Source organism: Nocardioides sp. (assembly GCF_036493135.1).
Taxonomy (GTDB): Bacteria; Actinomycetota; Actinomycetes; order Propionibacteriales; family Nocardioidaceae; genus Nocardioides.
The window spans coordinates 1-25,371 of the sequence record NZ_DASXQG010000006.1; the positions used below are offsets into that span (position 1 = coordinate 1).

General features: G+C 71.6%; 24 protein-coding genes and 1 pseudogene. 14 read left to right on the forward strand and 11 right to left on the reverse strand.

Features of this window, described 5'->3' with window-relative positions:
* A partial coding sequence (gene tuf, locus VGJ24_RS00745; RefSeq protein ID WP_331498519.1) for an elongation factor Tu occupies positions 1–897 on the forward strand: 897 nt, incomplete at its 5' end.
* 345 nt (positions 898–1,242) lie between these two features.
* The gene (locus tag VGJ24_RS00750; protein ID WP_331498521.1) at positions 1,243–3,225 is read left to right on the forward strand and encodes a translation factor GTPase family protein; all 1,983 of its coding nucleotides are present in this window, start codon (positions 1,243–1,245) and stop codon (positions 3,223–3,225) included.
* Positions 3,226–3,228: 3 nt separating this feature from the next.
* On the opposite strand, the gene VGJ24_RS00755 is transcribed toward VGJ24_RS00750, so the two are convergent.
* Positions 3,229–7,428: a BTAD domain-containing putative transcriptional regulator gene (locus VGJ24_RS00755; RefSeq protein WP_331498522.1), complete on the reverse strand. Its 4,200-nt coding sequence runs from the start codon at positions 7,426–7,428 to the stop codon at positions 3,229–3,231.
* Between the two features lie 151 nt (positions 7,429–7,579).
* Between VGJ24_RS00755 and VGJ24_RS00760 the strand changes: the two genes are divergently transcribed.
* From VGJ24_RS00760 to VGJ24_RS00775, 4 genes and pseudogenes are all read left to right on the forward strand, one after another.
* Positions 7,580–7,843, forward strand: coding sequence for a hypothetical protein (locus VGJ24_RS00760; protein ID WP_331498523.1), 264 nt, complete (start codon positions 7,580–7,582; stop codon positions 7,841–7,843).
* An 82-nt stretch (positions 7,844–7,925) separates the two neighbouring features.
* On the forward strand, positions 7,926–8,522 hold the full coding sequence (locus tag VGJ24_RS00765) for a mismatch-specific DNA-glycosylase (RefSeq protein ID WP_331498524.1): 597 nt from the start codon (positions 7,926–7,928) through the stop codon (positions 8,520–8,522).
* 59 nt (positions 8,523–8,581) lie between these two features.
* Positions 8,582–8,814 (forward strand): annotated as a pseudogene (locus VGJ24_RS00770) (DUF3224 domain-containing protein).
* A 44-nt stretch (positions 8,815–8,858) separates the two neighbouring features.
* Complete coding sequence (locus tag VGJ24_RS00775; RefSeq protein ID WP_331498526.1) at positions 8,859–9,878, forward strand: squalene cyclase; 1,020 nt, start codon at positions 8,859–8,861, stop codon at positions 9,876–9,878.
* 63 nt (positions 9,879–9,941) lie between these two features.
* Here the strand turns inward: VGJ24_RS00775 and VGJ24_RS00780 are convergent, their stop codons facing one another.
* Together VGJ24_RS00780 and VGJ24_RS00785 are read right to left on the reverse strand one after the other, a co-directional pair.
* Positions 9,942–10,910, reverse strand: a complete 969-nt coding sequence (locus tag VGJ24_RS00780; RefSeq protein ID WP_331498527.1) for an N-acetylmuramoyl-L-alanine amidase — start codon at positions 10,908–10,910, stop codon at positions 9,942–9,944.
* Positions 10,911–11,054: 144 nt separating this feature from the next.
* Positions 11,055–11,765 (reverse strand): tetratricopeptide repeat protein, encoded by a 711-nt coding sequence (locus tag VGJ24_RS00785; protein WP_331498528.1) that lies wholly within the window; start codon positions 11,763–11,765, stop codon positions 11,055–11,057.
* 51 nt (positions 11,766–11,816) lie between these two features.
* Between VGJ24_RS00785 and trmB the strand changes: the two genes are divergently transcribed.
* Complete coding sequence (gene trmB, locus VGJ24_RS00790; RefSeq protein WP_331498529.1) at positions 11,817–12,545, forward strand: tRNA (guanine(46)-N(7))-methyltransferase TrmB; 729 nt, start codon at positions 11,817–11,819, stop codon at positions 12,543–12,545.
* A gap of 10 nt (positions 12,546–12,555) precedes the next feature.
* Here trmB and VGJ24_RS00795 read toward each other — a convergent pair whose 3' ends face one another.
* Positions 12,556–12,963 carry a hypothetical protein gene (locus tag VGJ24_RS00795; RefSeq protein ID WP_331498530.1) on the reverse strand — a complete coding sequence of 136 codons (408 nt, stop codon included), beginning with the start codon at positions 12,961–12,963 and terminating at the stop codon, positions 12,556–12,558.
* Positions 12,964–13,055: 92 nt separating this feature from the next.
* On the opposite strand from VGJ24_RS00795, the gene VGJ24_RS00800 reads away from it, so the two are divergent.
* Positions 13,056–13,388: a DUF4190 domain-containing protein gene (locus VGJ24_RS00800; protein WP_331498531.1), complete on the forward strand. Its 333-nt coding sequence runs from the start codon at positions 13,056–13,058 to the stop codon at positions 13,386–13,388.
* On the opposite strand, the gene VGJ24_RS00805 is transcribed toward VGJ24_RS00800, so the two are convergent.
* Positions 13,385–14,728, reverse strand: a complete 1,344-nt coding sequence (locus tag VGJ24_RS00805; protein ID WP_331498532.1) for a transaminase — start codon at positions 14,726–14,728, stop codon at positions 13,385–13,387. The genes VGJ24_RS00800 and VGJ24_RS00805 overlap by 4 nt on opposite strands.
* Before the next feature lie 31 nt (positions 14,729–14,759).
* On the reverse strand, positions 14,760–15,572 hold the full coding sequence (locus VGJ24_RS00810) for an RDD family protein (protein WP_331498533.1): 813 nt from the start codon (positions 15,570–15,572) through the stop codon (positions 14,760–14,762).
* A 24-nt stretch (positions 15,573–15,596) separates the two neighbouring features.
* Here VGJ24_RS00810 and VGJ24_RS00815 point away from each other — a divergent pair, with 24 nt between their 5' ends.
* Positions 15,597–16,592, forward strand: a complete 996-nt coding sequence (locus VGJ24_RS00815) for a stage II sporulation protein M (protein ID WP_331498534.1) — start codon at positions 15,597–15,599, stop codon at positions 16,590–16,592.
* A gap of 4 nt (positions 16,593–16,596) precedes the next feature.
* Here the strand turns inward: VGJ24_RS00815 and VGJ24_RS00820 are convergent, their stop codons facing one another.
* The 5 genes from VGJ24_RS00820 to VGJ24_RS00840 form a co-directional block, all read right to left on the reverse strand.
* Entirely contained in the window at positions 16,597–17,889 is a 1,293-nt protein-coding gene (locus tag VGJ24_RS00820; RefSeq protein ID WP_331498536.1) for a DUF58 domain-containing protein, read from the reverse strand.
* Positions 17,890–17,989: 100 nt separating this feature from the next.
* On the reverse strand, positions 17,990–18,967 hold the full coding sequence (locus tag VGJ24_RS00825; RefSeq protein ID WP_331498537.1) for a MoxR family ATPase: 978 nt from the start codon (positions 18,965–18,967) through the stop codon (positions 17,990–17,992).
* Complete coding sequence (locus tag VGJ24_RS00830; RefSeq protein ID WP_331498539.1) at positions 18,964–20,040, reverse strand: DUF4350 domain-containing protein; 1,077 nt, start codon at positions 20,038–20,040, stop codon at positions 18,964–18,966. Before VGJ24_RS00830 ends, VGJ24_RS00825 begins: the two co-directional genes overlap by 4 nt.
* Positions 20,041–20,063: 23 nt before the next feature.
* On the reverse strand, positions 20,064–20,669 hold the full coding sequence (locus tag VGJ24_RS00835) for a DUF4129 domain-containing protein (protein ID WP_331498540.1): 606 nt from the start codon (positions 20,667–20,669) through the stop codon (positions 20,064–20,066).
* Positions 20,669–21,775, reverse strand: a complete 1,107-nt coding sequence (locus tag VGJ24_RS00840) for a DUF7544 domain-containing protein (RefSeq protein ID WP_331498541.1) — start codon at positions 21,773–21,775, stop codon at positions 20,669–20,671. Before VGJ24_RS00840 ends, VGJ24_RS00835 begins: the two co-directional genes overlap by 1 nt.
* Positions 21,776–22,223: 448 nt before the next feature.
* Here VGJ24_RS00840 and rpsJ point away from each other — a divergent pair, with 448 nt between their 5' ends.
* Genes rpsJ through rplB form a run of 5 tightly spaced genes read left to right on the forward strand, consistent with a single transcriptional unit; the run spans position 22,224 to position 25,365 of the window.
* Positions 22,224–22,532 (forward strand): 30S ribosomal protein S10, encoded by a 309-nt coding sequence (rpsJ, locus tag VGJ24_RS00845; protein WP_008360994.1) that lies wholly within the window; start codon positions 22,224–22,226, stop codon positions 22,530–22,532.
* A gap of 11 nt (positions 22,533–22,543) precedes the next feature.
* Positions 22,544–23,206, forward strand: coding sequence for a 50S ribosomal protein L3 (gene rplC / locus VGJ24_RS00850; RefSeq protein WP_331498542.1), 663 nt, complete (start codon positions 22,544–22,546; stop codon positions 23,204–23,206).
* A 2-nt stretch (positions 23,207–23,208) separates the two neighbouring features.
* Positions 23,209–24,207 (forward strand): 50S ribosomal protein L4, encoded by a 999-nt coding sequence (gene rplD / locus VGJ24_RS00855; protein WP_331498543.1) that lies wholly within the window; start codon positions 23,209–23,211, stop codon positions 24,205–24,207.
* Positions 24,204–24,509, forward strand: coding sequence for a 50S ribosomal protein L23 (rplW, locus tag VGJ24_RS00860; protein WP_331498545.1), 306 nt, complete (start codon positions 24,204–24,206; stop codon positions 24,507–24,509). Before rplD ends, rplW begins: the two co-directional genes overlap by 4 nt.
* Positions 24,510–24,528: 19 nt before the next feature.
* The gene (gene rplB / locus VGJ24_RS00865) at positions 24,529–25,365 is read left to right on the forward strand and encodes a 50S ribosomal protein L2 (RefSeq protein ID WP_331498546.1); all 837 of its coding nucleotides are present in this window, start codon (positions 24,529–24,531) and stop codon (positions 25,363–25,365) included.
* Positions 25,366–25,371 lie beyond the last annotated feature (6 nt).

Consider the following 25,371-nt stretch of genomic DNA (forward strand, 5'->3'; position numbering starts at 1 on the left):
CAGATGGACGGCGCGATCCTCGTGGTCGCCGCCACCGACGGCCCCATGCCGCAGACGCGTGAGCACGTGCTGCTCGCCCGTCAGGTCGGCGTGCCGGCGATCGTGGTCGCGCTGAACAAGTGCGACATGGTCGACGACGAGGAGCTCATCGAGCTCGTCGAGCTGGAGGTGCGTGAGCTGCTCTCCGAGTACGAGTTCCCGGGCGACGACATCCCCGTGATCAAGGTCGCGGCCTTCCCGGCGCTCAACGGCGACGAGAAGTGGGGCCAGTCGATCCTCGAGCTGATGACCGCGGTCGACGAGTACATCCCGACCCCGGCGCGCGACACCGAGAAGCCTTTCCTGATGCCCGTCGAGGACGTCTTCACGATCACCGGTCGTGGCACCGTGATCACGGGCCGCATCGAGCGGGGCATCGTCAAGATCAACGAGGAGGTCGAGATCATCGGCATCCGCGAGGGTTCGCAGAAGACGACGGTCACCGGCGTGGAGATGTTCCGCAAGCTGCTCGACGAGGGCCAGGCGGGCGAGAACGTCGGGCTGCTGCTCCGCGGCACCAAGCGTGAGGACGTCGAGCGCGGCATGGTCGTGATCAAGCCCGGCACGACCACCCCGCACACCAACTTCGACGCCAGCGTCTACATCCTGTCGAAGGAGGAGGGCGGCCGGCACACGCCGTTCTTCAACAACTACCGTCCGCAGTTCTACTTCCGGACCACGGACGTGACCGGCGTGGTGACCCTCCCCGAGGGCACCGAGATGGTGATGCCGGGTGACAACACCGAGATGTCGGTGGAGCTCATCCAGCCGATCGCCATGGAGGACGGCCTCCGCTTCGCGATCCGCGAGGGCGGCCGCACGGTCGGCGCCGGCCGGGTCACCAAGATCACCCAGTGACCACTCTGTGATCTGACGCTTCACCAGTTCGGCCCCGGACCTCACGGTCCGGGGCCGTTCTGCGTTCCCCCGAGGTGGGACTTCTCCCGTGCCGAGGTGGGCCTTCTCCCGTGCCGAGGTGGGCCTTCTCCGGCACCCAGGTGGGGTATGTCCCGACCCTGCCTGCGGAGAACTCCCACCTCGAGGGTGGAGAACCCCCACTTCGGCGAAAACCGGTGGAGCGCCTGGGGCGGTACGTCGTACCGTGGCGTCGACCGGACGGCCCGGCCCGAGATCCCGAGGAAGGCAGCGACATGCGAGGAGCGCACGCACTCGTCCTGTTCCGCCACCTCGAAGGGATCACGCGTGCTCACACGCCAGCTCACTCGTTCGCTCAACCTGGGCATCCTCGCCCACGTCGACGCCGGTAAGACCACCCTCACCGAGCGCCTCCTGCACCTCGCGGGGGTCATCGACGAGCCGGGATCGGTCGACTCCGGCACCACCCGGACCGACAGCCTCGCTCTGGAGCGCCGGCGCGGCATCACGATCAAGGCCGCCGTGGTGGCGTTCCCGCTCGACGACACGACGGTCAACGTCGTCGACACCCCGGGCCACCCCGACTTCATCGCCGAGGTCGAGCGCGTCCTCGGCGTGCTCGACGGGGCCGTGCTCGTGCTGTCCGCGGTCGAGGGGGTCCAGCCCCAGACCAGGATCCTGATGCGGGCGCTGCAGCGGCTCCGGGTGCCGACCCTGTTGTTCGTCAACAAGATCGACCGCGCGGGCGCCGACGTCGAGGGTGTCCTGGAGGCGATCCGCAGCCGGCTGACCCCGGACATCCTGCCGATGGGCTCCGCCACGGGGCTCGGGTCGCGGGCCGCGACCTTCACCGCGTACCGAGCCGAGGACGACGCGTTTCGCGAGCGTGAGACCGTCGTCCTGGCCGAGCACGACGACGCCCTGCTCGCGGCGTACATCGAAGGGCGCGACCGTACGCCGGGCCAGCTCCTCGCCGAAGCCGCCGCCCAGACGCGCGACGCGGTGATGCACCCGGTGTTCGCCGGATCGGCGGCCACCGGTGCCGGCGTTCCCGACCTGATGGCCGGGATCGCGACGTTCTTGCCCGGCACCGTGCCGACCTCGACGGGCGAGCCGTCGGGCCGGGTGTTCAAGGTCGAGCGGGGCGGGGCCGGCGAGAAGGCGGCCTACGTCAGGATGTTCTCCGGATCGGTGCGGACCCGTCAGGGCCTCGACCTTCCGGGTGGACGCACCGGCAAGGTCGCCGGGATCCAGGTCTTCGAAGAAGGGCAGTGGGTCCGCGCCGACGAGGTCGGGGCCGGCCGGATCGGCCGGCTGCACGGGCTCACCACCGTGCGCGTGGGCGACGGCTTCGGCGACTCCTGTCGCGCCGACGAGCATCATTTCGCGCCGCCGACCCTCGAGGCGTCGGTGGAGGCGATCGATCCTGCCTTGCGCCCCGCACTGAGGGCTGCGCTGGCCCAGCTGGCCGACCAGGACCCGCTGATCGCGGCGCGCACCGATGATGACGGCCGCCCGACCGTGTCGCTGTACGGCCGTGTGCAGCAGGAGGTGCTGGGCTCGACGCTGGCCGAGGAGCACGGGATCGAGGTGGAGTTCTCCGACGCGAGCGTGCTGCATGTCGAGCGGCCGCGCGGCGTCGGGGAGGCGGTGCTGCGGCTCAACACGGACGAGAACCCGTACCACGCCACGATCGGGCTTCGGATCGAGCCGGGCGCGCCCGGCTCCGGCTTCGTCTTCAGCACCGACGTACCCGCCAGGGATATGCCCCTGTACCTCTTCAAGAGCGTCGAGGCGTTCGCGGCCTCCATCGAGAAGCACGTACGTCGCGAGCTGACGCACGGCGCGTACGGCTGGGAGGTCACCGACTGCGTGGTCACCATGACCGAGGCGTCGTACAGCGTGGCCGACGGCCCGCCGTCCAAGCGCGGGCCGACCAGCACGTCGTTCGACTACCGCAAGGTGACCCCGATCGTGGCCAGGAGGGCGCTCGACCGGGCCCGCACGCGCGTGTGTGAGCCGGTGTTGCGGGTGCTCGTGGAGGTGCCGAGCGAGGACGCGGCCGCCGTGCAGCGGGTCGTGACGCGATGGGGAGCCGAGTTGCTCGGTCAGACCGGAGCAGGCGACCTGACGCGCCTGGAGGTCCGACTGGTCGCCGCGCGCCTGCACGAGCTCCAGCGGCAGCTGCCCGACCTGACCGGGGGCGAGGGGACTCTGGAGTCCCGCTTCGACGGGTACGAGCCGGTGCGCGGTCGGCCGCCGGCCCGCCACGGCTGGAGCGTCAAGGGGCACGAGTCGGTGCGCGTGTGACCCTCAGGAGGGGCACACCTGGAACCGGGGTTGGCTCCCGACGTAGGTGCGCCACTCGTCGGCGGTCATGTCGCGTCCGGCGATGCGGCAGGCGTACTCGACGGCGTACCTCCGACTCGGATTCCAGTCGAAGACCCGTCCCTCCACGTTCACGATGGTGATGTGTGAGGAGTCGCGACGGAACGTGCCGATGCCGCCGCCGGGGGCCGTCACCGTGTCCTGGATCTGTCCGGTAGAGGCGTCCCAGATCTCCAAGCCGCCACCGGTGCTGATGATGCGGGACCCGTCGACGGACCACGCGAGCCAGCCGATGCCGAAGTCGTGTGCCGGGTTCTGAGTGGGGACCGATGCGCCGGTGCGTGGGTCGAGGATCAGCATGCGTCCGGACCCGAGCCCGATGGCTACGTGCCGGCCGTCCGGTGAGAAGTCGTCGTAATACCCGTCCCCGTGCAGTGAACCGGTCCGCAGGACCCGGCCCGTCTGGAGGTCGAGCAGGGCCCAGCTGGGGAAGGTCGGCGTCTCACCGGGTCGGATCACACCGCGTCGGGTCATCACGAACGCGGTGCGGCCGTCGGGGGCCAGGGTGAGCCCGTACGTCGACGCAGGCATGTCCACAGGAGTGCCCTTCGGCTCGAGCGTCTCGGCATCCCGGAGCCCCACATGCCCCGACACGTCGTCCACCGCGAGCGTCGCTCCGTCGGCGGAGTAGTCGACGTCGGTCACCGTCGCGCGCGACACCCGCGTGTCCCGCAGCTTGGTTCCCGCCTCGTCGAAGATCTGTACCCGCCCGCGCAGGGTGCCGATCGCGAAGCGCTGGTCGTCGGGCCGCCAGGAGCCCGGTGTGTAGAACCCCCACTCGCCGGGATCCCGCGCGGTCGTCACCCGACCGGTGGTCGCGTTGAACAGGGTGAGGTCGTCGCCGTACTCGGCGAAGTGCGTACCGTTGTCCGACGTCCGAAGGAAGCTCACCTGACGTGTCATCAACTTCGGGTACGTCGCCACCAGCCTCAGGTACGACGAGCCGCCGGTGAGGTCCCAGGTCATGATGGTCCCCTCCTGGGCGTCCGACACATAGGCGCGCGAGGCGTCAGGGGCCAGCTGCACGCCTCCGGGATCGTCGATCGTGATCGTCTGCGTGGGCTGCGAGCCGGTGCGCCTCCAGATGAGCAGCTCGGGTCCCTGTGACACGGCGGCGACCTGCGAGTCGTCGTCTGAGAAGGTGACGTCGATGACGCCTCCCGAGGCCCCCTGCAGGGTGCGCTCGACGTGACCGTCCCGGGTCGAGACGAGGTCGACCGTCAGGCCGGGCTCCCGCGGTATCACGGCCAGATGGCGACCGTCCGCGGACAGGTCCATGGGCAGCCACGTCGGGTCCACGTCGGCCTTCCACAGCCGCTCGCCGGTACGCACGGAGTAGGCAGCCACGGGTGCGCTCAGGTAGACGCGCTTCGCATGGGGACTGAGCGCCATCGTCTCGCCCAGGTTGACCCACGGGACCTCGATCGTCTTCGGGCGACGGTCCAGGCGGCGGAGGTCCCAGACCCGGGTCTGGGTGCGGTCGATCTCCTCATCGACCCCGGACTGGATGCCCGGCGCGAGCAGCATGTAGGACACGGCCACGTGGCGCCCGTCGGCGGAGAAGTCGACGTCCCGGGCCTTCGCGCTCGGTGGCAGATGTGCCGGTTGCGTGCGCAGGGGCCGGAGCGTGCGACCGTCGAGCAGCACGATGGCCGGCGCAGAATAGGTCTGGGCACCCACGGCCAGAGTTCTCCCGTCCGGACTGAAAGCCATCGCGCCGAGGGCGAAGAACTGGTCGTTGACGGGCCCCGGACCGTCGGTGTCGTAGCGTCTCGTCACCTTCCCGGTCGCCACGTCGACGAGCGAGACGACGTTGTCCAAGCCGTAGACGGCCACGCGGCCCCCGTCCGGGCTCCGGACCAGGCGCCCGGGGGTCTCGCCGACGTGGGAGCTGGTGGCGAGGAACGCCGGGTTCCGGGCGAGGAGCGTGGCGAGGCTGGCACGAGTCTGGGGAGTGTCGTCGAGGTGGACCGCCGCGAGGGCGAGCAGGGTGCTGAGCGGGATGTCGGCGTCGCCGAGCGCCTCGGCACTCAGCTGCCGCGCACGGGCGGCGTCCGCCTCGTCGCGGGCGCGTCCGGTCTGACCCACGGCTACGAAACCGGTGATCAGCGCCAGCACGAGGAGGACGGCGGCACCCGCGAGAGCGAATCGGAGCCGCCGGACCATCCGCCCGCGGGCGTTGGCCAGCTCGGCCGTCGATGCGTCCTCGGCCGCGGCCATCTCCTCGCTCGCGGTCAGGAATCGCTGCTCGGTCTCGGTCAGCCGTGGCTCGGAGGACGTGATCCACTCTCGGGTCGCGGCCAGACGCGTGCCGCGGTAGAGGTCGCTGTCCTGGAAGCCCGCGCCGGCCCAGTCCTCGGCGGCCTGGGTGAGGTGGTGGCGGGTGCGTTGTCCTTCGAGGTCGTCCTCGAGCCAGCCACGCAGCCGTGGCCAGGCGCGTACGACGGCCTCGTGCGCGAGCTCGATGGCCTCGGCGTCACTGGTGACGAGCCGCGCTTCGACCATCCGGTCGATGAGCTGCTCCTGGACCGGGTCGACCACGACCTGTCGGCGTGGCACCTCTCCGCGGACCGGCTCGCCGCGTGGCCCCGGGACGACCAGCCGGAGCACCAGGTCGCGGAGCTGCGAGCGCTCGGCCTCGCCCAGCGCGACGTACAGCGACTCGGCCGACTGCGCGACCGCACCGCGGACGCCGCCCGACGCCTGGTAGCCGGCGACGGTCAGGGTGCGGCCCTCGTGGCGGAGCCAGGTCTCGCGCAGCGCGTGGGAGAGGAGCGGAAGCGCGCCCGGCTCGCCTTCGATCTCCCGGACCAGCAGGTCGGTGAGCCCGTGCTCCAGGACGAGCCCGCGCTGGCGCGCGGGCGTCTCGATGGCCTGGCGCAGCGACTCCGCCGACATCGGGCCGAGCAGGAACAGGCCCCGCTCGACCAGCAGGGCCACCGCGGGGAGGGTGGCGAGGTCGCCGGTGTGGTCGGCGCGCAGGGCGAGGACCACGCGCCCGCGTTCGGTGTGGGCGACCAGCGCCTCGAAGAACCGACCGCGCTCGTCCTCGTCCTTGCACAGGGCGAAGGCCTCCTCGGCCTGGTCGACGAGCACGACCGTGTCCCGTCGTACGGCGGCGGCGGTGAGCGCGTCCATCGGGTGGCGCCCCGGGGTGAGTACCACCGTGTGGGTGCCGTCGCGTCGAAGCGAGGCGGCCAGCCCGGCACGTAGCAGCGAGGACTTCCCACTGCCCGAGGGTCCGACGACGGCCAGCAGACGGGCCTCGGCCAGCCGCTCGAGACAGCTACGGGTCTCACCCTCACGGCCGACGAACGACTCCGCATCGTCCTCGCCGTACGCCGCCAACCCGGGGTACGGCGAGACGTCGTCGCGCGCGGGTGTCGCGTCCTCGACCGCCAACGCCGGGTCCTGGCGCAGGATCGCCTGCTCGAGCGCGACCAGGTCCGGGCCGGGGTCGAGTCCGAGGTCGCGCGCGAGGACGACCCGGACCCTGCGCAGCGTGCGCAACGCCTCCATCTGCCGCCCGGCGAGGTACTGCGCCTGGGCCAGCAGCGCCCACCGCCGCTCCCGCAGCGGCGCGGCCTCGACCATCGCGGCGGCCTGGGTCAGGACCTCTGCATGGTGGCCCGCCGCCAGCGACGCCTCCACGACCAGTTCCTCGAGCTCCGCCCGTAGCTCCAGCAGGCGATGGGTCTCGGCAGCGCCCGGTTCCCAGCCCTCCAGCTCCGGCAAGGGTCGGCCGCGCCAGAGGTCCAGGGCCTGGGTGGCGACGTACCGCGCGCGCTCGCACTCGTGCAACGTGAGCAGCTCGCGCGACCGGCCGGCCGCGCGACAGAACTCCACCCCGTCGACGGAGGCGGCCGGGATCCCCAGCCGGTAGCCCTGTCCCGCGGTCTCGATCAGGTCGGGCCCGAGCAGCTTGCGCAGCCGGCTGACGCAACCCTGCAGGTTCTTCGCCCAGGACGCCGGCGGCTCAACTCCCCACACCGCGTCGGCGAGCCGGTCCAGAGAGAGCACCTCTCCCGGACGCATGGCCAGCGCTGCGAGAACGACCCGGTCACGTGTCCCGAGCCGCGCACTCCTCTCGTCGACCTCCAGCGGACCCAGGATCCCGATCCGCACCCCTCGACTGTCCGACCCGGCCGAGCGCTCGTCAAGCGGCGGGATACCGAGGCGATACCGCTCGAGCGCCGCCGCGATACCGCCGGGGTGCACAACAGGGATCAAGCCGAGGCGGCCGCCTGACCGTCTCACCGAGTCAAGGAGAACGACGATGAGCACCATCCACCACCGCCCGATCCACCTGAACCTCTGGTGGTACGCCGCAGCGGCCGTCCTCGCCGGCGCCGTGTTCGCGCTGATCCTCGCGACGCTGCAGCTCACGGGAACCGGGAGTGACGGCCCGGGTCCCAGCACCAACATCGACACCGGTCGCAAGGGTTATCACGGCAACGTCGGGCCGAACCCCTACGTGTGCCGGGCGGGACACCCGATCCCGAACGTGGAGCTGCCGGGCTGCGTCAGCCCCGCCCGATGAATCGCCGCGCGGAGGAGGTCCCAGAACGGGACCCCTCCGCAGCGTTCCGCTGTGCTCTCGGGTGCCGTGGCAGGGTGAGCCGGTGCCCCGCTTCACCCGCGCCGAGCTCGAGTCGTTTCGCGGGGCGGAGGTGCCCGACCTGGTCGGACCGGGCGTCCGGCTGGTCTTCGTGGGCATCAACCCTGGCCTTCGAACAGCGGCGACCCAGATCCATTTCGGCAACCCGGCGAACCGGTTCCGCCCCGCCCTCGTCGCGGCCGGGTTACTGGACCCTCCGGTCGACGGCGTGCCCGGGATGACCGAGGCGGATCTGGCCACGCTGCTCGCGCGCGGGGTCGGGATCACCAATCTGGTCCCGTTCGCCACCGCGCGCGCCGACGAGCTCACCCGCGCGCAGCTCGTCGCGGGGCGTGATCGGCTGGAGCGTTTCGTCGCGGAGCACCGGCCTCGGGTCGTCGCGGTGCTGGGCGTCACGGCGTACCGGACCGCCTTCGCCCGCCCGCACGCCGTACCCGGTCGCCAACCCGGGCCGATCGGCTCCGCGGAGCTCTGGGTGGTGCCCAACCCGAGCGGGCTCAACGCCCACGAGTCCGTGGCCAGCCTCGCCGCGGCGTACGCCGAGCCCGCCCGGGCCGCGGGGGTCGCCCTGTCGGCACCGCCTGACATGCTCGCGCCATGACGGAGACCGCGCACGGCTCGTTCGAGGTGACGATCACGCCCCAGGAGTCCGATGACGGCATGGGCCACTTCGCGATCGCCAAGACCTGGTCCGGCGACCTGGCCGGCAGCGGCCACGGCCTCTTGCTGTCGTCCGGTGACCCGGCGCAGGGCCGCGCGGGCTACGTCGCGCTCGAGGTGGTCGAAGGCTCGCTCCACGCTCCGGCACCGGCGAGCTCTCCGGCATCGAGGGCACCCTCGCGCTGACCATCGACGACCGGGGCCACATCTACGAGCTGACCTATACGTTCTAGTTTCCGGAACGATCACGTCCGCAATGGCTCCTAGCCTGTCGGACATGGCTGACAACGCGCGGCAGACCACGGTCGGGACCGCGGCCCCGGTTCCGGTGCTGGAGTGGTTGCTCGACTCAGACCCGGCGATCCGGTGGCAGGTCATGCGCGATCTGACCGGCGCCCCGGCTGACGACGTGATGAGAGAGCGCCGGCGGGTTGCGCACGAGGGCTGGGGTGCGAGTCTGCTGTCTGCTCGTGACCCGGATGGTCAGTGGCTGGGCGGTGCCTGCTTCCCCGGCCGGGGCGACCCGTTCCAGGGTCTCAACCTCACCGAACGCCCCGAGGACGGCAGCCAGCCGTGGACGGCGACGCTGCCGGTGATGCTGGAGCTCTACGCCCTCGGGCTGGACCCGGCATCCGAGACCGCTCGGGAGATGACCGCGCTGGTGGCCGCGAACTGCCGCTGGGAGTACGACGACCTGCCGTTCTTCGACGGCGAGGTCGAACCCTGCATCAACGGCCACACGGTGACCCTCGGCGCCTACTTCGGTGCCGACGTCTCAGGCATCGTCACTCGCCTGCTCGCCGATCAGCTCGAGGACGGCGGCTGGAACTGCGAGGCCGAGCGGGGCGCCACCGTGTCGTCGTTCGACTCGACGATCTGCGTGCTCGAGGGCCTGCTCGAGCACGAGCAGGCAGGGGGCGGCTCGGACGAGACGCTTGCTGCCCGCCGCCGCGGCGAGCAGTACCTGCTCGATCGCTCGCTGTTCCGGCGCAGGAGCACCGGCCTGGTGCCGGTCGACGCCTGGCTCGAGTTCTCGTTCCCGACCCGCTGGCACTACGACGTCCTGCGTGGGCTGGAGTACTTCCGCAGGGCCGACGTCAGGGACCCGAGGCTCGATGAGGCGATCGAGCTGGTGCGCTCCAAGCGCCTGGCCGACGGCACCTGGCTGCTCGAGAACACCCATGCCGGCGCGGTCCACGTCGAGTTCGAGGAAGGCGACGGCCGGCCGAGTCGCTGGAACACGCTGCGAGCCTGCCGGGTGCTCGACTGGTGGGACGCAGACCGGCAGGACCGGTAGGCCCATCCAGACGTCCACCACGAGTGCCGCTCACGGCGTACGTCGCAATCGACGGGTGCGACCTCAGGTCACCGAGCCCCGTGCGCCCGCAGGGCGAGGCTCGGCGCCCTCGCCCTCCGTGGGCTCGTCGAGGGGACCGCCGACGTCACCCACGACGGCCGTCCGCGCCGCCCCGCCGGAGGACATCGACGCCGGACCAGCGCGACCTGGTGTGCGGTCGTCGTCGTCATCGATGCTCTTGGCGAGCTTGTCGAGCAGCTGCTTGATCTCCGCCGGACTCGCGCTCCGGTCGACGGCCTTCCGCAGGCCTGCCAGTCGGTCCTTGATCAGCTGCCGCTGGCTCGCCGCGCGCGCGTTGATGACATCGATGACGTGGTTGATCCGATCATCGGTGTGGTCGTTGATGGCCTTGACGTCCGCTGCACTCATGTCGTCTCCGTTCGCGATTTCGATGGCGCGGGGAATGATGGCGTCGACGACGCCCTTGATCTTCGGGTCGCCCGGGCACTTCTTTCCCGGGCTCAGGGTCCAGGTCTCGCCGCCCTCCACGCGGCCGCCGAGCAGCTGCCCGGCGGGCTGGGTGAAGGCGCCGCCCGGGGCAGGTGGGATGCCGAGTCGATGCCAGCCGACCCCCTTCAACCCTGGACGTGAGCTCGGGAGCTTCACGAGCGGGATGTCGTGCACCTTGTGGCACCACGCGGCGAGTTTCGCGCATGCCTCGACCTGTGCCGGCGTCCAATCCCGGATCCGCTTGTCGTCCCACGACTCGACCGAGATGATGTCGTGGTCGCCGTCGAGGTCTGCCGACGACTCGAAATCCGTGTCGATGTACTGCTCGACGCCGCCGTCCTCCGCGATGAAGAAGTGGGCCACGGCATTCTTCGGGGTGTTGAAGAAATCGAAGAGCGACTGTGCCTGCGTCACGGCCGTGTGGAAGACCAGGCGGTGCTGGCCCGAAGAGACGACGTGGTTCGGGCCGCCTGGCGCATACCGGGTGACCGGCCTGAACTCGGCGTCTGGAAATAGGGCCATCGCAGCTTCCCCCTTGGTTCGCCGACGTCCCCAGAGTCGGCCCGGTGTCCACCTCACGGTGACGCCGGCAAGACTGGCCTAGCACACGGCCGGAAGGCCCGTCAACGAGGAGACCGCGTACGCCGGGCTCCACCACGGAGGAGGTCAGTCGGCGAGCAGGGCGAGCTCCTCATCGACGTACTCGTCGGTGTCGCCCACCGACTCGAGCTCGGCCTTGAGGCTCCGCTGGATCTCCAGCGCCTCGTCGCGGCGGCCCAGGTTCCGCAGGGCCCAGCCGATCATCCATCTCGCTACCCGGATGTTCGTGGGGTCGCCGATGCGTTCGCGGGCAGCCAGTGCCTGCTCGAAGGCCGTCAGCGCGGACTCGAAGTCGCCGGCGTCGGCGTGCGTCATCCCGATGTTGTTCAGCAGTGAGGCGTCCCAGTCGCGGGCGCGCTGGTCGGTCGAGGCCCGGGCCACGGCCAGGGCCGCCTCGTTGAGAGCCAGCTGCTCCTCCTCGGGCGCGGCCAGCGCCACCATGTGCAGCGCGTCGACGCGGAGCGCCTCGAGCCCGCCGACCCCGGCCAACGCGGCGGCGCTCTCGAAGTGCGACCGCGACTCCTCGACCCGTCCCGACGAGCGCAGCACCCGGCCCCGCTCGATCGCGAGGTACGTCGCTGCCTCCGGGCCGTCGGAGTGCAGCACGTCGAGGACCTTGGTGGCCTCGTCGTACTGCTCCTGGAGTCCGAGTGCGCGCGCGTACTGCGTGAGCCACGCCGTCCGGTCCGGCTCGTCGGCCTTCTCGGCGGCGTCGAGGAAGCGCTCGCCCGAGGAGGCGGGGTCATCGAAGTCCCAGAGCGGGCGGGGGTCGATCACGCCGCGACCCTAGTACGACGCGCGCGCCGCGGCCCGCGCGAGAATGTGGCCATGGCCCCGGACGGAGCGACCCCACCCGCACGTCCGCACCATCGCTTCACCGAGGACGGCCGCCGGATCCGCGAGGTGCTGAGCTACTCCCGGCGTGGCAACCGCTTCACCCCGCACCAGCAGGAGGCCTGGGACGCCCATCACGCGGCATGGGTGATCCCTGACGAGGCAGTGGACCAACCCGGCTTCAGGCTGGCCGACTGGTTCGGCCGGGAGGCGCCCCTGATCGTCGAGATCGGGTCGGGCGTGGGGGAGGCGACCGGGGTGCTGGCGGCCGCGCGCGCGTCGTACGACGTGCTGGCCCTGGAGGTCTGGCGGCCGGGCGTCGCCTCGTCCCTGGCCGAGGTGGAGACGGCCGGGGCCGGCAACGTGCGCTTCTGCTCGGTCGACGCGGTCTGGATGATCGAGACGCACGTCGCGCCAGATGGTCTGGCCGAGCTCTGGACGTTCTTCCCCGACCCCTGGCCGAAGACCCGTCACCACAAGCGGCGTCTGGTCGACGCCCGGTTCGCCGCTCTCGCGGCCACGCGCCTCGCACCCGGTGCCCGGTGGCGCCTCGCCACCGACTGGGTCGACTACGCCGAGCAGATGCAGACGGTCCTCGACGCCGAACCCTCGCTCACCGGCGGGATCGTGCCGCGCTGGGAGGAGCGGCCGGTGACGAAGTTCGAGCGCAAGGGCGTCCAGGCAGGCCGCACGATCACCGACCTCTGCTACACGCGCGTCTGACCGGACAGCGTCAGCCGAGGTCGACGCCCGCCCGCTCGAGCTCGGCCTCGGTACGCAGCCGCTCGCTCTCGCGCTCGAGGTCGTCCGAGATCCGGTCTAGCTCGGTCGGTACGTCGAGCGCCCGGCACGCGTCGAGCAACGCGTCGTCGTACGCCGCGGCGATCGCCCGCCGCCGGACCATCGGCATCCCGGTCGCCGGACGGCGGGCCTGGACGCGGATCCGGCGCAGGTCGGCGGCGATCCGCTCGATCGGCATCCCGGCGGGAGCCGGCGGCACGGGCTTGACCAGGCCGAGCGCGCGTCCGCATCGGATGCCGAACGCCATGACCTCGGCAGCGTTCGCGATCATCCAGAACGTGCCCGCGAGCCCGATCGTGATCAGCCCCAGGTCGACGACACCCCATGCCTCGCTCGGCATGCTCCGACGGTAGGTCGCTGCGCGGGACGCGGCAAGGCTCGGCGAGCGCATTCCTCGCCTCACCGTGTCCGCCGACTGCCACAATGCGCGCCATGACGCAGCATCCGCCTCCCGGGTACGGGCCACCGGCGTACGGCGGCCACGGGCCGCCCGCCCCCAACCATCCGCAGGCGACCACCGTCCTCATCCTCGGCATCCTCGGCCTGGTCCTCTGCGGGATCATCGGGCCGTTCGCCTGGGTGATGGGCAACCGCGTCGTCCGTGAGATCGACGCCTCCGGTGGTGGCTGGGGCGGCCGCACCGAGGCGAACATCGGACGCATCCTCGGGATCGTGGTCACCCTGCTCATGATCGCGGCGTTCGTTCTCGTGGTTCTGGTCTTCGTCTTCGGCGGTCTGATCGCCGCCGGCTTCTCGACGAACTAGCCGACCAGGGCGTCGACGGCCTCGCCGAACACCTCGGTGTGCCGGTCGACGTCCGCCTCGGTGTGGTGAGGGGAGAACAGCGCCATGTTGTGGAAGGGCGTCAGCAGGATCCCGCGGTTGAGCGACCACAGGTGCAGGAGCCCCTCCAGCTCGTCATCGATGGCCGCGGCCGCGTCGGCGCCGTTGCGTGGCGGGGGACAGAACCAGTACTCCGCCCGACAGCCGAGCCGCTGCACGTGCCACGGCAGCGCATGCCGCTCGATCACCGAGGCGACGCCGGCGGTGAAGCGCTCGGCCAGCGGGATCGCCACCGCGAAGTCCTCCTCCCGCAGGGACGTCGAGAGCGCGGCCCGGGCGGCCGCCATGGCCAACGCGTTGGCGGTGAGCGTGCCGCCGACGCCGGCGACATCGATCTCGTGGCCGAGCATCGGCGCGCGCAGCCCGGCAGCCACCTCCTCGGTCATGCCGTACGCCGCGAGCGGCACCCCGCCGGCGATCGGCTTGCCCACCACCAGCAGGTCGGGGTCGAGGCCCCACGCGGCCGTGGCGCCGCCCGGCCCCGCGCACAGCGTGTGGGTCTCGTCGATGACGAGCAGGACACCGTGCCGACGGGTGATCTCGCGGACCGCGTCGAGGTAGCCGTCGTCGGGGAGCACGATCCCGATGTTGGTCAGCGCCGGCTCCATCAGGAGACATGCGACGTCGCCCTCGGCCAGGCGCCGGTCGAGCGCCTCGGCGTCGTTGAACCGAAGCACGGCGGTGGTCTCGGCGACGTCCACCGGCGCTCCGAGCAGACCAGGTCGCGGCACCACCCGCCCGCCCTCGAGCGTCGCGAACGCCTCGTCGACGGTGCCGTGGTAGCACCAGTCCATCACCGCGATCCGCGGCCGACCCGTGAGGTGCCGGGCGAAGCGCAGCACGAATCGGTTGGCGTCGGTGGCCGTCATGGCGAACTGCCACTGCGGCAGCCCGAAGCGTCGCGACAGCTCCTGGGACACCCAGATCGCATCGTCGGAGGGAAGCATGGTGGTGATCCCGGCGGTGGCGCGTGCGGCGACAGCCTCGGCCACCGCCGGCAGGCTGTGACCGGTCATGGCTCCGGTGTCACCGAGGCAGAGGTCGATGTACTCCACGCCGTCGACGTCGACGAGCCGCGCTCCCGACGCGCGCTCGAGGAACAGCGGGAACGAGCCGGCCCAGCGCGTCATCCACGGCATCGGGACCCCGGCCAGCAGCGAGGCACCGGCGCGTTCGGACAGCTCGCCGGAGCGCGGATGGGTGTCGGCGAAGCGGCGCTCCTCGTCGGCTCGCAGGGCCGAGAGGCGGGAGCGGTCGATCATGCGCCGCAATCTAACGGCACCGGCAGGAGCGTCATCGACGGCGCTCGACGAGCCGCGCGCGTACTGACTCGTCGCGGTGCAGCCGGGCTAGGTCGCGGTCGCGGCGGGCGGCACCGACGGCAGCCAGGAAGTCCCACGGCTGCGTGCCCGGCGGCGGTGGGGGCGCGACGTACGGCGTCATCCGGTTGGCGAGGAGCTCACCGACGCGTTGCCGCGACGCGGGGTCGAGCGTCGGCAGACGAGTGAGGTACTGCCGGACCGCGAGCGCGAGGCCGACCGGCGGCGTGCGCAGGTCGGCGGCCTGCGCCCACGGCGCCAGCGCGGGCGGCATCGGGGGCGGCGACTGGAGGGTGAGCCGGACCCGGTCACGCACGACGTACGTGCCGGCGGCGTAGTCGCCGAGCCGCTTGCCGCGCGAGCTCACCAGGCAGCAGAAGAACGCCGGACCGCCGGCGAGTGCGTAGATCTCCACGATCGCGACCAGCGCCCGCACGAACGACTGGTGTGCGGTGACCGTGCCACCGTCGTCGCGTACCACCCGCAGCCCGAGCACGAGCTTGCCCAGCGACTTCCCGCGGGTGAGCGTCTCGACCGTCGTCGGGTACACCAGGAACACCACGATCAATGAGCAGACCAGCGCCACGTGCTGAAGCGCGTCGTCCGCGCCGGTGCTGGCCACCAGCAGCAGGAACAGCACGCAGAACCCGACCACGCCCATCGAGGCCACGTCGAGCAGGCCGGAGCCGATCCGCGCCGCCACGGACGCCGGCGGCAGGTCGAGCGCGACGGCCTCGCCGGTGACGAGGTCGTCGGGGGAGAGCATCGCGAACTCCGGTGTCGACATCGGCGAAAGCATAGGGTCGGAACCGTGGATCTGGACGCCTATGTGCTCGCGCACCACGCGGAGTGGGAGCGCCTCGAGGCGTTGACCAAGAAGCGGCGGCTGGACGGACGGGAGAGCGACGAGCTCGTCGAGAAGTACCAACGGGTCGCCACGCACCTGTCGGTGATCCGGACGGCGACACCGGACGCCACCGTGATCACCTATCTGTCCCTGCTGCTGAGCCGCGCGCGCAACCGCGCGGGTCGAGCCCGCGGCAGCACCTGGCACGGCGTCCGCACGTTCGCGCTGGAGCGCTTCCCAGCGGCCCTCTACCGGCTGCGATGGTGGTGGCTCGGGACGATGGCCGCCAACGTCGTGGTGACCGCGGTGATGATGTGGTGGCTGCTCGACCACCCGAACGTCGAGCAGACCCTGCTCTCGCCCCGCGACGTCGACCAGCTCGTGAACCACGACGTCTCCGGCTACTACAGCCAGTACGCCGCCACGCACTTCGCCGCCGAGGTCTGGACCAACAACGTGTGGGTGACCGCGCTGTGCCTGGCGCTCGGTGTCCTCGGCCTGCCGGTCATCTACCTGCTCTTCCAGAACATCGCGAACCTCGCCGTGATCGGCTCGATCATGATCCGGCACGGCCACGGTGCGCAGTTTTGGGGGCTGATCCTGCCGCACGGGATGCTCGAGCTGACCGCGGTCTTCGTGGCCGGTGGCGTGGGGCTCCGGCTGTTCTGGTCGTGGGTCGAGCCGGGCGACCTGACCCGCGCCCAGTCGTTCGCCCTCGAGGGACGCACGGCCGGGACGGTCGCGCTGGGGCTCGTCGGCGTGCTGGCCGTGAGCGGGTTGATCGAGGCGTTCGTGACACCCAGCCCGCTGCCGACCTGGGGACGGATCGCGATCGGAGTCCTCGCCGAGGCGACGTTCCTGGCCTACGTGTTCGTGCTCGGCCGCCAGGCGTTCCTGCGCGGCCACACCGGCGACATCGACCCTGCCCTGCTCGGCGACCGGGTCGTCGCGCAAGCGTGACCGCTCAGAGGAGCCCGCGGGCCTTCAACGCCAGGTAGTGGTCGGCGAGGGCGGGCGGCAGCGCGTCGGAGGGTACGTCGATCACGTCGACGCCGAGGGTCTCCAGGAGGTCGGCGGTGGCACGCCGGCGGGCCAGCGTCTGCTCCGCGGCGGCTGCGGCGTACACCTCGTCGAGCCCGTGGCGCGCCCCTGCCATCCGTTCCAGCTCGGGGTCGCGGACCGACGCGAGCACGACCCGGTGGTGCGCGACCAGTACCGGGAGAACCGGCAGCAGGCCCTCCTCGACCGCCGAGGGCTCGAGCGGGGTGAGGAGGCAGACCAGCGCGCGCTGGCGACCGAAGGACTGGACGGCACCGGCCAGGGCGGTCCAGTCCGCCTCCGCGATCTCGGGGTGGAGCGTGGCCATCGCGTCCTCGAGCCGGCTGGTGGCGTCGCGGGCACCGGCCAACCGCAGCCGCGTCCGCACCCGGCGATCGCCGGCGACGACGTCGACGCGGTCACCCGCCCGTGCGGCGAGGGTGGTCAGCAGCAGCGCCGCCTCCATCGCGGAATCGAGGCGGGGCACGTCCTCGACCCGCCCCGCCGACACCCGCGAGGTGTCGAGCACGATCACCACGCGGCGGTCGCGCTCGGGCTGCCACGTCCGGACGACGACGGTGCGGTTGCGGGCCGACGCCCGCCAGTCGATCGAGCGGACGTCGTCGCCGCGCACGTACTCGCGCAGCGAGTCGAACTCCGTGCCCTGTCCGCGCACCCGTACGGCGGAGCGCCCGTCCAGGTCTCGGAGCCGGGCCAGCCGGGACGGCAGGTGCTTGCGCGACTCGAACGGCGGGATCACCCGCACCCCACCGGGTGCCGGAAGGGTCCGCTGACGAGCGGCGAGCCCCAGCGGACCAAGGCTGCGCACCGTCACCCCGAGCGCGGCGAGGTCGCCGCGGCGCGACGGATGGAGAGGAGTCGCGAGGAGCACGCGATCCCCGGGGCTGACGCGCACGCGGTGCCGGTTGCCGGAGGCACCGGCCGACGGTTGCCAGGCGTCGCGCACGAGCAGCGAGGCACGCCGCCGCCCGGTGTTCTCGACCGAGACGGTGCTGGCGGTCTCGTGGCCGGCCCGCACCCGCCCGACCGGCAGCCGCTCGACCGACACCGTGCCGACCGAGGGTGCGAGCAGTACGTCGAGCCCGACCAGCGCCAGGACCGCGAGCAACCAGAGCCACACCGTGGAGGCGTCCGGGCGCAGCAGCACCGCCACCAACCCCAGCAGGAGCAGCGGCGGCACGCGTCCGGTGATCGCCATCAGTTGGTGTGCGACCTCATCCGCCGAGGAGTCGGGGTCCCCGTGGCGTTGTGCGGCGGAGGAGCGGAGCGGGGGAGACGAAGAACGTCGTGGGTTGACATCAGCGGGGGACGGGCACAGAGCCGAGGGCCGAGGAGAGCACCGCCGCCACGTCGACGCCCTCGAGCTCCGCCTCGGGCCGCAGGGTCAGGCGGTGCGCGAGCGTGGCCTGGGCCAGCGCCTTGACGTCGTCCGGGGTCACGAAGTCGCGTGCCGACAGCCACGCCCAGGCGCGGGCGGTCCGCATCAGGGCCACCGCGCCGCGCGGGCTGGCGCCGAGGCCGAGGGAGGGCGCCTGGCGGGTGGCGCGAGCGACGTCGACGACGTAGCCGGCCACCTCGGGGGAGACCTGGACCTCGCGTACGGCGCGCCGGCCGGCCTCGATGTCGGCCGCTCCGGCGACAGCCATGACTCCGGACGACGCGACGTCCTGCGGGTCGAACCCGGCCGCGTGCCGCCCGACGATCTCCAGCTCCTGCGCCCGATCAGGAACCGGCAGCACGACCTTGATCAGGAACCGGTCGAGCTGCGCCTCGGGCAGTGGGTAGGTGCCTTCGTACTCGACCGGGTTCTGGGTCGCGGCGACCAGGAACGGCCGCGGCAGGGCGTGGCTCACGCCGTCGACGCTGACCTGGCCCTCCTCCATGGCCTCGAGGAGCGCCGACTGGGTCTTGGGCGGCGTGCGGTTGATCTCGTCGGCGAGGAGGAGGTTGGTGAACACCGGACCCTCGCGGAACGTCAGCTCGCCACGACTGCTGTCGATCACCATCGAGCCGGTGATGTCGCCCGGCATCAGGTCCGGCGTGAACTGCACGCGGCGCGTCTGCACCGACAACGCGGCCGCGAGGCTGCGGACCAGCAAGGTCTTCGCGACCCCGGGCACTCCCTCCATCAGCACGTGGCCGCCGCAGAGCAGCGCGACGAGCAGGCCGGACACCGCGGCGTCCTGGCCGACCACCGCCTTCGCCACCTCGGTGCGGACGGCGCCGAGGCGCTCGCGTGCGTCCCCAGGATTCGCAGGGCTGGTCGTCAGGGTCATCGGTGGGACACCTCTCTGTCGAGCTCGGTGAGCAGAGCCGCCAAGGAGGCCAGCTCCTGGTCGTCACGGGGTGAGTACGCGGTCGGTCCGATCAGGGCGTCGATCTCGGCGACCGGGCGACCGGTGTGTGCGGCGACGGCGTCGACCAGGCGATCGGGGCTGACCCGGTGGGGGAGGCGGAGCCGCTCGCTCTGGCGCGCACGGGCGGCGGCGCGCAACGCCTCGGCGGCGTGGGCGCGGTCTCCCGCGCGGCGGTAGAGGCGGCCCAGGTTCCGGGTCGTCTCGACGGCCTTGACCTCGACCGGCAACGGCTCGCGGGCCAAGGGCCCCAGTCGGCGGCCGCGCCAGGCGATCACGCCCACGCCGGTGAGGAGCAGCAGCCACAGTCCCGGAACGAGCCAGTCGGGCAGGAGGCTCCGCACCGAGACGCTGTCGGCGCCGCCCAGGTCGGCCAGCGAGGGGACGTACCAGACGAGCCGCTGGCGCTCGCCGAGGAGCCGCAGCGCCACCGCGGCGTTGTCACCCTCGAGGATCTGGTCGTTGGTGAGCATCGCCGGTGCCCCGAGCAGGGTCAGACCCGACCGGGGCCGGGCCACCATCACCCCACCCTCGCCCCGGAAGCATCCCGGGGTCCGATAGGTCTCCGCCACGTCCACCCGCACCTCCAGCCCGACGTACGCCGGGCAGCCGGCGGCGACGGGTCCGCTGGGCACGGTCGTGATCGGGAAAGAGGCGACGCCCAGCTCTCGCACGAGCTCCGGACCGGGTCCGACCACGACGAGCGTCGCCGCTCCTTGGTGCTCGAGCAGGCGAGCGGTCGTGGAGCGCCCCAGCTGGCCGGACGAGGTGACCACGATCGTGGTCGAGGCATCGGCGGTGGCGTGCTCGAGGGCAGCCGCGGAGCGGACCACGTCGACCTCGACGCCCTGCTGGTCGAGCACCCGGGCCAGCGCCTGGGCGCCCTTCCCGTCGGGGTTGCCCGGGTCGAGCGCCGCGGCGTACGTCCGGTTGTTGCGGCCGACCCACGCCGCTGCGAGGACGGCGACCACCGCCACCACGACGACCAGCGTCATCCCTCGGTGCCTCGCCAGCCAGCTCATCGGGGACCCGCCAGCGCGTCGTCGAGGTCCAGTACGTCGTGCGCATCCTCGGGCCGGGCCGGGTGGTGGCCGTAGAGCGTCGCGTCGAAGAGGTCGGCGCTGCGCCCGACCAGGCCACCGTGGGTCGGGTACGACGTGGCCAGGCTCGCCGCGACCTCGTGGGCGGTGGCCCCGGGCTGGTCGCTCAGCCGGCCGCGCTCGACCTGGCGAACGGCGAGTGCCCGGAACGCGTCGACCAGGGCGTCGGCGTGGCGGCCCTCGGCCAGCGCGGCCTCCGCCAGCCGCCGCAGATCGTCGGCCGAGGCCCGGTCGCCGGTCAGCACGGCGTCGGAGCGGACCCGGGTACGACGGTCACGACGTACGCGGGTCAGCAGGAGGGCGAGCCCCACGACCAGGGCCGCCGCGACCAGCATCGTGACGAAGGCGGTGACGCCGCTGCTTCCCGATGCGGCACCCACGCCGTCCTGGAGGTGGCGCCAGAGCCAGTCGATCAGGCGCTGGAGGACGTGCTGGCGGTGGTACTCGCCGTGGACGAGCTCGTCGCGCAGGAGTCGCCGGCCCTCGTCACCGGAAGGCTGCAGGGGAGGGTCGGGGGCGAGCATCAGCCGGGCAGGACCCCGGCCCGGCCGAGCAGCTCGACGTCGTAGGCCTCCTTGCGGATGCGCTGGTCGATGTACAGCAGGGCCGACACGGCCGCCGTGAACGGCTGGAGCACGGCCGACGAGATGATGGTGCCGACGGCGGTCAGCAGGAGGTAGATCAGCAGGCCGTGTCCGGCGTCCGCCGAGGCGGTGAGGAACACCTGACCCGCGATGCTGAACGGGAGTCGCAGGATGCCGCCGGCGACGCCCACCACCAGCGTCACCAGGAGCAGCAGCCCGAGGATGCGCCAGAACTGGTGACGGGTGAGGCGGACGGCGCGGCCGAGCGCCCCGAAGACGCCGACCGGTTCGAGCATCAGGGTGGGGACCGCCAGGGCCCGCAGCCGCACCCAGAACCACAGGTAGCCGACGAGCAGCATCGCGGCGACGAGGATCGAGAACAGCACCACCTCACCGAGAGGTGCCTGGAAGCCGACGGCGACGAGGACGACGAGTGCGATGGCCACCCCCACGACGGCGACCACGCCGAGGCCGAGCAGGAACGCCATCCCGAGCAGCCGCCACCGCTTGCCCCGGGTGGCAGCCCAGGCCTCGGCCATGGTCAGCTTGCGTCCCACCGCGGCCGCCGAGCTCACGTGGGCGATCATCCCGGAGACGAACAACAGCCCGATCGACTGCAGCTGGGCGCCGGCCAGGAGTCCCCCGGCCGCGACCAAGAGGCTGACCACCTGGCTGTCGGAGAGCGAGTCGCCGCCGGCGTCGGGCGAGAGCCCACCCGTGGAGCCGCTGGCGAGCCCGGCGACGATCGGCACGATCATCGCCACGGCCGAGACCAGTACGGCGGCGCCGATGGTGGCTCTCGGGTTGTAGCGGATGATCCGGAACGCGCCGTCGAAGATGTCGCTGAGCACGAGCGGGCGCAGCGGGATCGCGCCCGGCTTGTGCGCGACCGGCATGCCGACCGGGTAGGGCTGCTGGTACTGCCCGGGCGCGTGCGGCGAGGGGTACGGCACCTGGCCCGGTGGCGCACCGGCGGGCTGACCCCACAGCGGCTGCTGCTCGGGTGGGGGCTGCCATCCGGGCGGAGGAGGCTGGTCTCCCGACACGCCTGTCTCCCCTCGTGAACGGGCGCAGGACGAGCGCCGCGAGCGCCCATCCTGTCAGGTCGATCGAGGACCAGGGCATGATTCGCATGCTCGGTCGGCGGGCTCGGATTTGGCGCAGTCGGGGGCGATCTGTCAGGATTGTCCGGTTGCTCCGGCGGGTTGCCGGGGTGCGCCGTACTTGACTTCTGGATCGCGTCTCCTGCTGGTTCGCTGTGGTGGTACGTCGCGCCGCACCTGGAGACCCGATCGCTCGGCCCCTGCATGAGTGAGGGCCGGGCGCCCACCAACACGATGCAGATCCCCGCACCGGAGATCTGTGTGCCGCCGAAACGCGACACGCCCGACCTCGGGGGTCGGGGATCCAGGCGGGCCGGACAGCGAAAACGGGCGGCTCCGCCGGGGCCGTCGGACGGACTCGCAGGCACGACACGAAGGACGAGAGAGACCTATGGCGGGACAGAAGATCCGCATCAGGCTCAAGGCCTATGACCACGAGGTGATCGACACCTCGGCGCGGAAGATCGTGGACACCGTCACCCGCACGGGTGCCAAGGTCGCCGGCCCGGTGCCGTTGCCGACCGAGAAGAACGTGTACTGCGTCATCCGCTCGCCTCACAAGTACAAGGACTCGCGCGAGCACTTCGAGATGCGCACGCACAAGCGGCTGATCGACATCATCGACCCCACCCCGAAGACCGTCGACTCCCTGATGCGCCTCGACCTCCCTGCCGGCGTCGACATCGAGATCAAGCTCTGAGGGCTGCTGAGATGACTGTTGAGCGAAACGTGAAGGGGTTGCTGGGCACCAAGCTCGGCATGACCCAGATGTGGGACGACAACAACCGGATCGTCCCGGTGACCGTCGTCGCGGCGTCCACGAACGTCGTGACGCAGGTGCGCAAGCCCGAGTCCGACGGCTACAACGCCATCCAGGTCGGCTTCGGCGAGATCGACTCCCGCAAGGTCACCAAGCCAGAGGCCGGTCAGTTCGTGCGGGCCGGGGTGACCCCGCGGCGCCACGTCGCGGAGATCCGCACCTCGGACGCCGGCTCCTACACCGTCGGCCAGGAGCTCCCCGCCGACACCTTCGCCGCGGGTGACGTCATCGACGTCACCGGCACCACGAAGGGCAAGGGCTTCGCCGGCACCATGAAGCGGCACGGCTTCCACGGCGTCGGCGCCTCGCACGGTGCCCACAAGAACCACCGCAAGCCCGGCTCGATCGGCGCCTGCGCGACGCCCGGGCGCGTCTTCAAGGGCGTCCGGATGTCCGGCCGGATGGGTAGCGACAGCGTGACCACCCAGAACGTCGTCGTCCACGCGGTCGACACGGAGAAGGGCCTGATCATGCTCAAGGGCGCCGTTCCCGGCCCCAAGGGCGGGCTCATCGTGCTCCGCTCCGCCGCCAAGAGCCTGCAGAAGGAGGACTGATCATGGCGACCACCACCAAGAAGGCGGCCTCCGAGTCCGGCTCGTCCTCGAACGCCACCGTCGTGAAGGTCGACCTCCCCGCCGAGATATTCGACGTCGAGGTCAACATCCCGCTGATCCACCAGGTCGTGGTGGCCCAGCGGGCGGCCGCCCGCCAGGGCACCCACTCCACCAAGACCCGCGGCGAGGTCCGCGGCGGTGGCCGCAAGCCCTACAAGCAGAAGGGCACCGGCCGCGCCCGGCAGGGCTCGACCCGCGCTCCTCAGTTCGCCGGCGGTGGCATCGTCCACGGTCCGCGGCCGCGCAGCTACGCCCAGCGCACCCCCAAGAAGATGGTCGCCGCCGCGCTCCGCGGCGCGTTGTCCGACCGGGCTCGCGATGGCCGCATCCACGTCGTCGAGTCGCTGGTGTCCGGCGACACCCCGTCCACCAAGTCGGCGCTCGCCGCGATCCGCGGCCTCGTCTCCGACCGCGCGAACTTCCTGGTGGTGCTGGAGCGCTCCGACGCGCTGACCTGGCTCTCGCTGCGCAACGCGGTCGAGGTGCACATCGTCGCCGTCGACCAGGTCAACACCTATGACGTGCTGGCCACCGACGACGTGGTCTTCACCCGTGGCGCGTACGACGCGTTCGTGGGTGGCACGGCGTCCTCGAGCGAGCGTCCCGCGGAGCCGGTCTCGGCTCCCGCCGAGGCGAAGACCGAGGAGAAGCCCGAGGAGAGGGCCGAGCCGAAGGCCGAGAAGAAGGCCGAGAAGAAGGCCGAGGCGAAGGTCGAGACCGCCGACGACGCCAAGCCGGAGCTGCCGAAGGGCGCGAAGGCACCTCTGAAGAGCGGCGGCGCCCCGAAGGGGTACGAGGTCAAGGGCAACGCCGACTCCGGCCTGTACCACGAGCCCGACGGCCAGTGGTACGAGCAGACCGAGGCGGAGTTCTACTTCAGGACCGCCGAGGCCGCCGAGGCTGCGGGCTTCACCCGCGCCGGTGAGAAGGAGGCGAAGTGAGCACCCTGCACAAGGACCACCGCGACATCCTGCTCGCGCCGGTGGTGTCGGAGAAGAGCTACGGCCTCCTCGACGCCAACAAGTACACGTTCCTGGTGCGCCCCGACGCGAACAAGACCGAGATCAAGATCGCGGTCGAGAAGGTGTTCGGCGTCAAGGTCACCTCGGTGAACACGATCAACCGCCAGGGCAAGACCCGTCGTACCCGCACCGGGCTCGGCAGGCGCAAGAACACCAAGCGCGCCATCGTCAGCCTGGCCGAGGGTCACCGCATCGACATCTTCGGAGGTCCGGTCTCCTGACCGGGCTTGAGAGGTAGACATGGCCATCCGCAAGTACAAGCCGACCACCCCGGGCCGTCGTGGCTCCTCGGTGGCCGACTTCGTCGAGATCACCCGGACCACGCCGGAGAAGTCGCTCACCCGAGCCCTGCCCAAGAAGGGCGGCCGCAACAACCAGGGCCGCATCACCACCCGTCACCAGGGCGGTGGCCACAAGCGGGCCTACCGGCTGATCGACTTCCGTCGCTACGACAAGGACGGCGTGCCGGCGAAGGTCGCGCACATCGAGTACGACCCGAACCGCACGGCCCGCATCGCCCTGCTGCACTACGCCGACGGCGAGAAGCGCTACATCGTGGCGCCGAAGGACCTGCGCCAGGGCACGGTGCTCGAGTCCGGCGCGAACGCCGACATCAAGGTGGGCAACAACCTGCCGCTGCGCAACATCCCGGTCGGTTCGACGATCCACTGCATCGAGCTGCGTCCCGGCGGCGGCGCGAAGATCGCCCGCTCGGCCGGCAACTCCGCGCAGCTGGTCGCCAAGGAGGGTTCGCGCGCCACGCTGCGCATGCCGTCCGGCGAGATGCGGTTCGTCGACGTCCGCTGCCGCGGCACGATCGGCGAGGTCGGCAACGCCGAGCAGTCCAACATCAACTGGGGCAAGGCCGGGCGCATGCGCTGGAAGGGCAAGCGCCCCACCGTCCGCGGTGTCGTCATGAACCCCGTCGACCACCCGCACGGTGGAGGTGAGGGCAAGACCTCGGGTGGTCGCCACCCGGTCAGCCCGTGGGGCAAGCCCGAGGGCCGCACGCGTCGCAAGGGCAAGGCCAGCGACGCCCAGATCATCCGTCGTCGCCGTACCGGCAAGAAGCGCTGAGGAGAC

Coding starts and splice junctions, on each gene's coding strand:
- VGJ24_RS00760 (WP_331498523.1), top strand. CDS start 7,580: ATGAGCACCATCCACCACCGCCCGATCCACCTGAACCTCTGGTGGTAC.
- VGJ24_RS00775 (WP_331498526.1), top strand. CDS start 8,859: ATGGCTGACAACGCGCGGCAGACCACGGTCGGGACCGCGGCCCCGGTT.
- VGJ24_RS00780 (WP_331498527.1), bottom strand. CDS start 10,910: ATGGCCCTATTTCCAGACGCCGAGTTCAGGCCGGTCACCCGGTATGCG.
- trmB (WP_331498529.1), top strand. CDS start 11,817: ATGGCCCCGGACGGAGCGACCCCACCCGCACGTCCGCACCATCGCTTC.
- VGJ24_RS00795 (WP_331498530.1), bottom strand. CDS start 12,963: ATGCCGAGCGAGGCATGGGGTGTCGTCGACCTGGGGCTGATCACGATC.
- VGJ24_RS00800 (WP_331498531.1), top strand. CDS start 13,056: ATGACGCAGCATCCGCCTCCCGGGTACGGGCCACCGGCGTACGGCGGC.
- VGJ24_RS00805 (WP_331498532.1), bottom strand. CDS start 14,728: ATGATCGACCGCTCCCGCCTCTCGGCCCTGCGAGCCGACGAGGAGCGC.
- VGJ24_RS00810 (WP_331498533.1), bottom strand. CDS start 15,572: ATGTCGACACCGGAGTTCGCGATGCTCTCCCCCGACGACCTCGTCACC.
- VGJ24_RS00820 (WP_331498536.1), bottom strand. CDS start 17,889: ATGGCGATCACCGGACGCGTGCCGCCGCTGCTCCTGCTGGGGTTGGTG.
- VGJ24_RS00825 (WP_331498537.1), bottom strand. CDS start 18,967: ATGACCCTGACGACCAGCCCTGCGAATCCTGGGGACGCACGCGAGCGC.
- VGJ24_RS00830 (WP_331498539.1), bottom strand. CDS start 20,040: ATGACGCTGGTCGTCGTGGTGGCGGTGGTCGCCGTCCTCGCAGCGGCG.
- VGJ24_RS00835 (WP_331498540.1), bottom strand. CDS start 20,669: ATGCTCGCCCCCGACCCTCCCCTGCAGCCTTCCGGTGACGAGGGCCGG.
- rpsJ (WP_008360994.1), top strand. CDS start 22,224: ATGGCGGGACAGAAGATCCGCATCAGGCTCAAGGCCTATGACCACGAG.
- rplC (WP_331498542.1), top strand. CDS start 22,544: ATGACTGTTGAGCGAAACGTGAAGGGGTTGCTGGGCACCAAGCTCGGC.
- rplD (WP_331498543.1), top strand. CDS start 23,209: ATGGCGACCACCACCAAGAAGGCGGCCTCCGAGTCCGGCTCGTCCTCG.
- rplB (WP_331498546.1), top strand. CDS start 24,529: ATGGCCATCCGCAAGTACAAGCCGACCACCCCGGGCCGTCGTGGCTCC.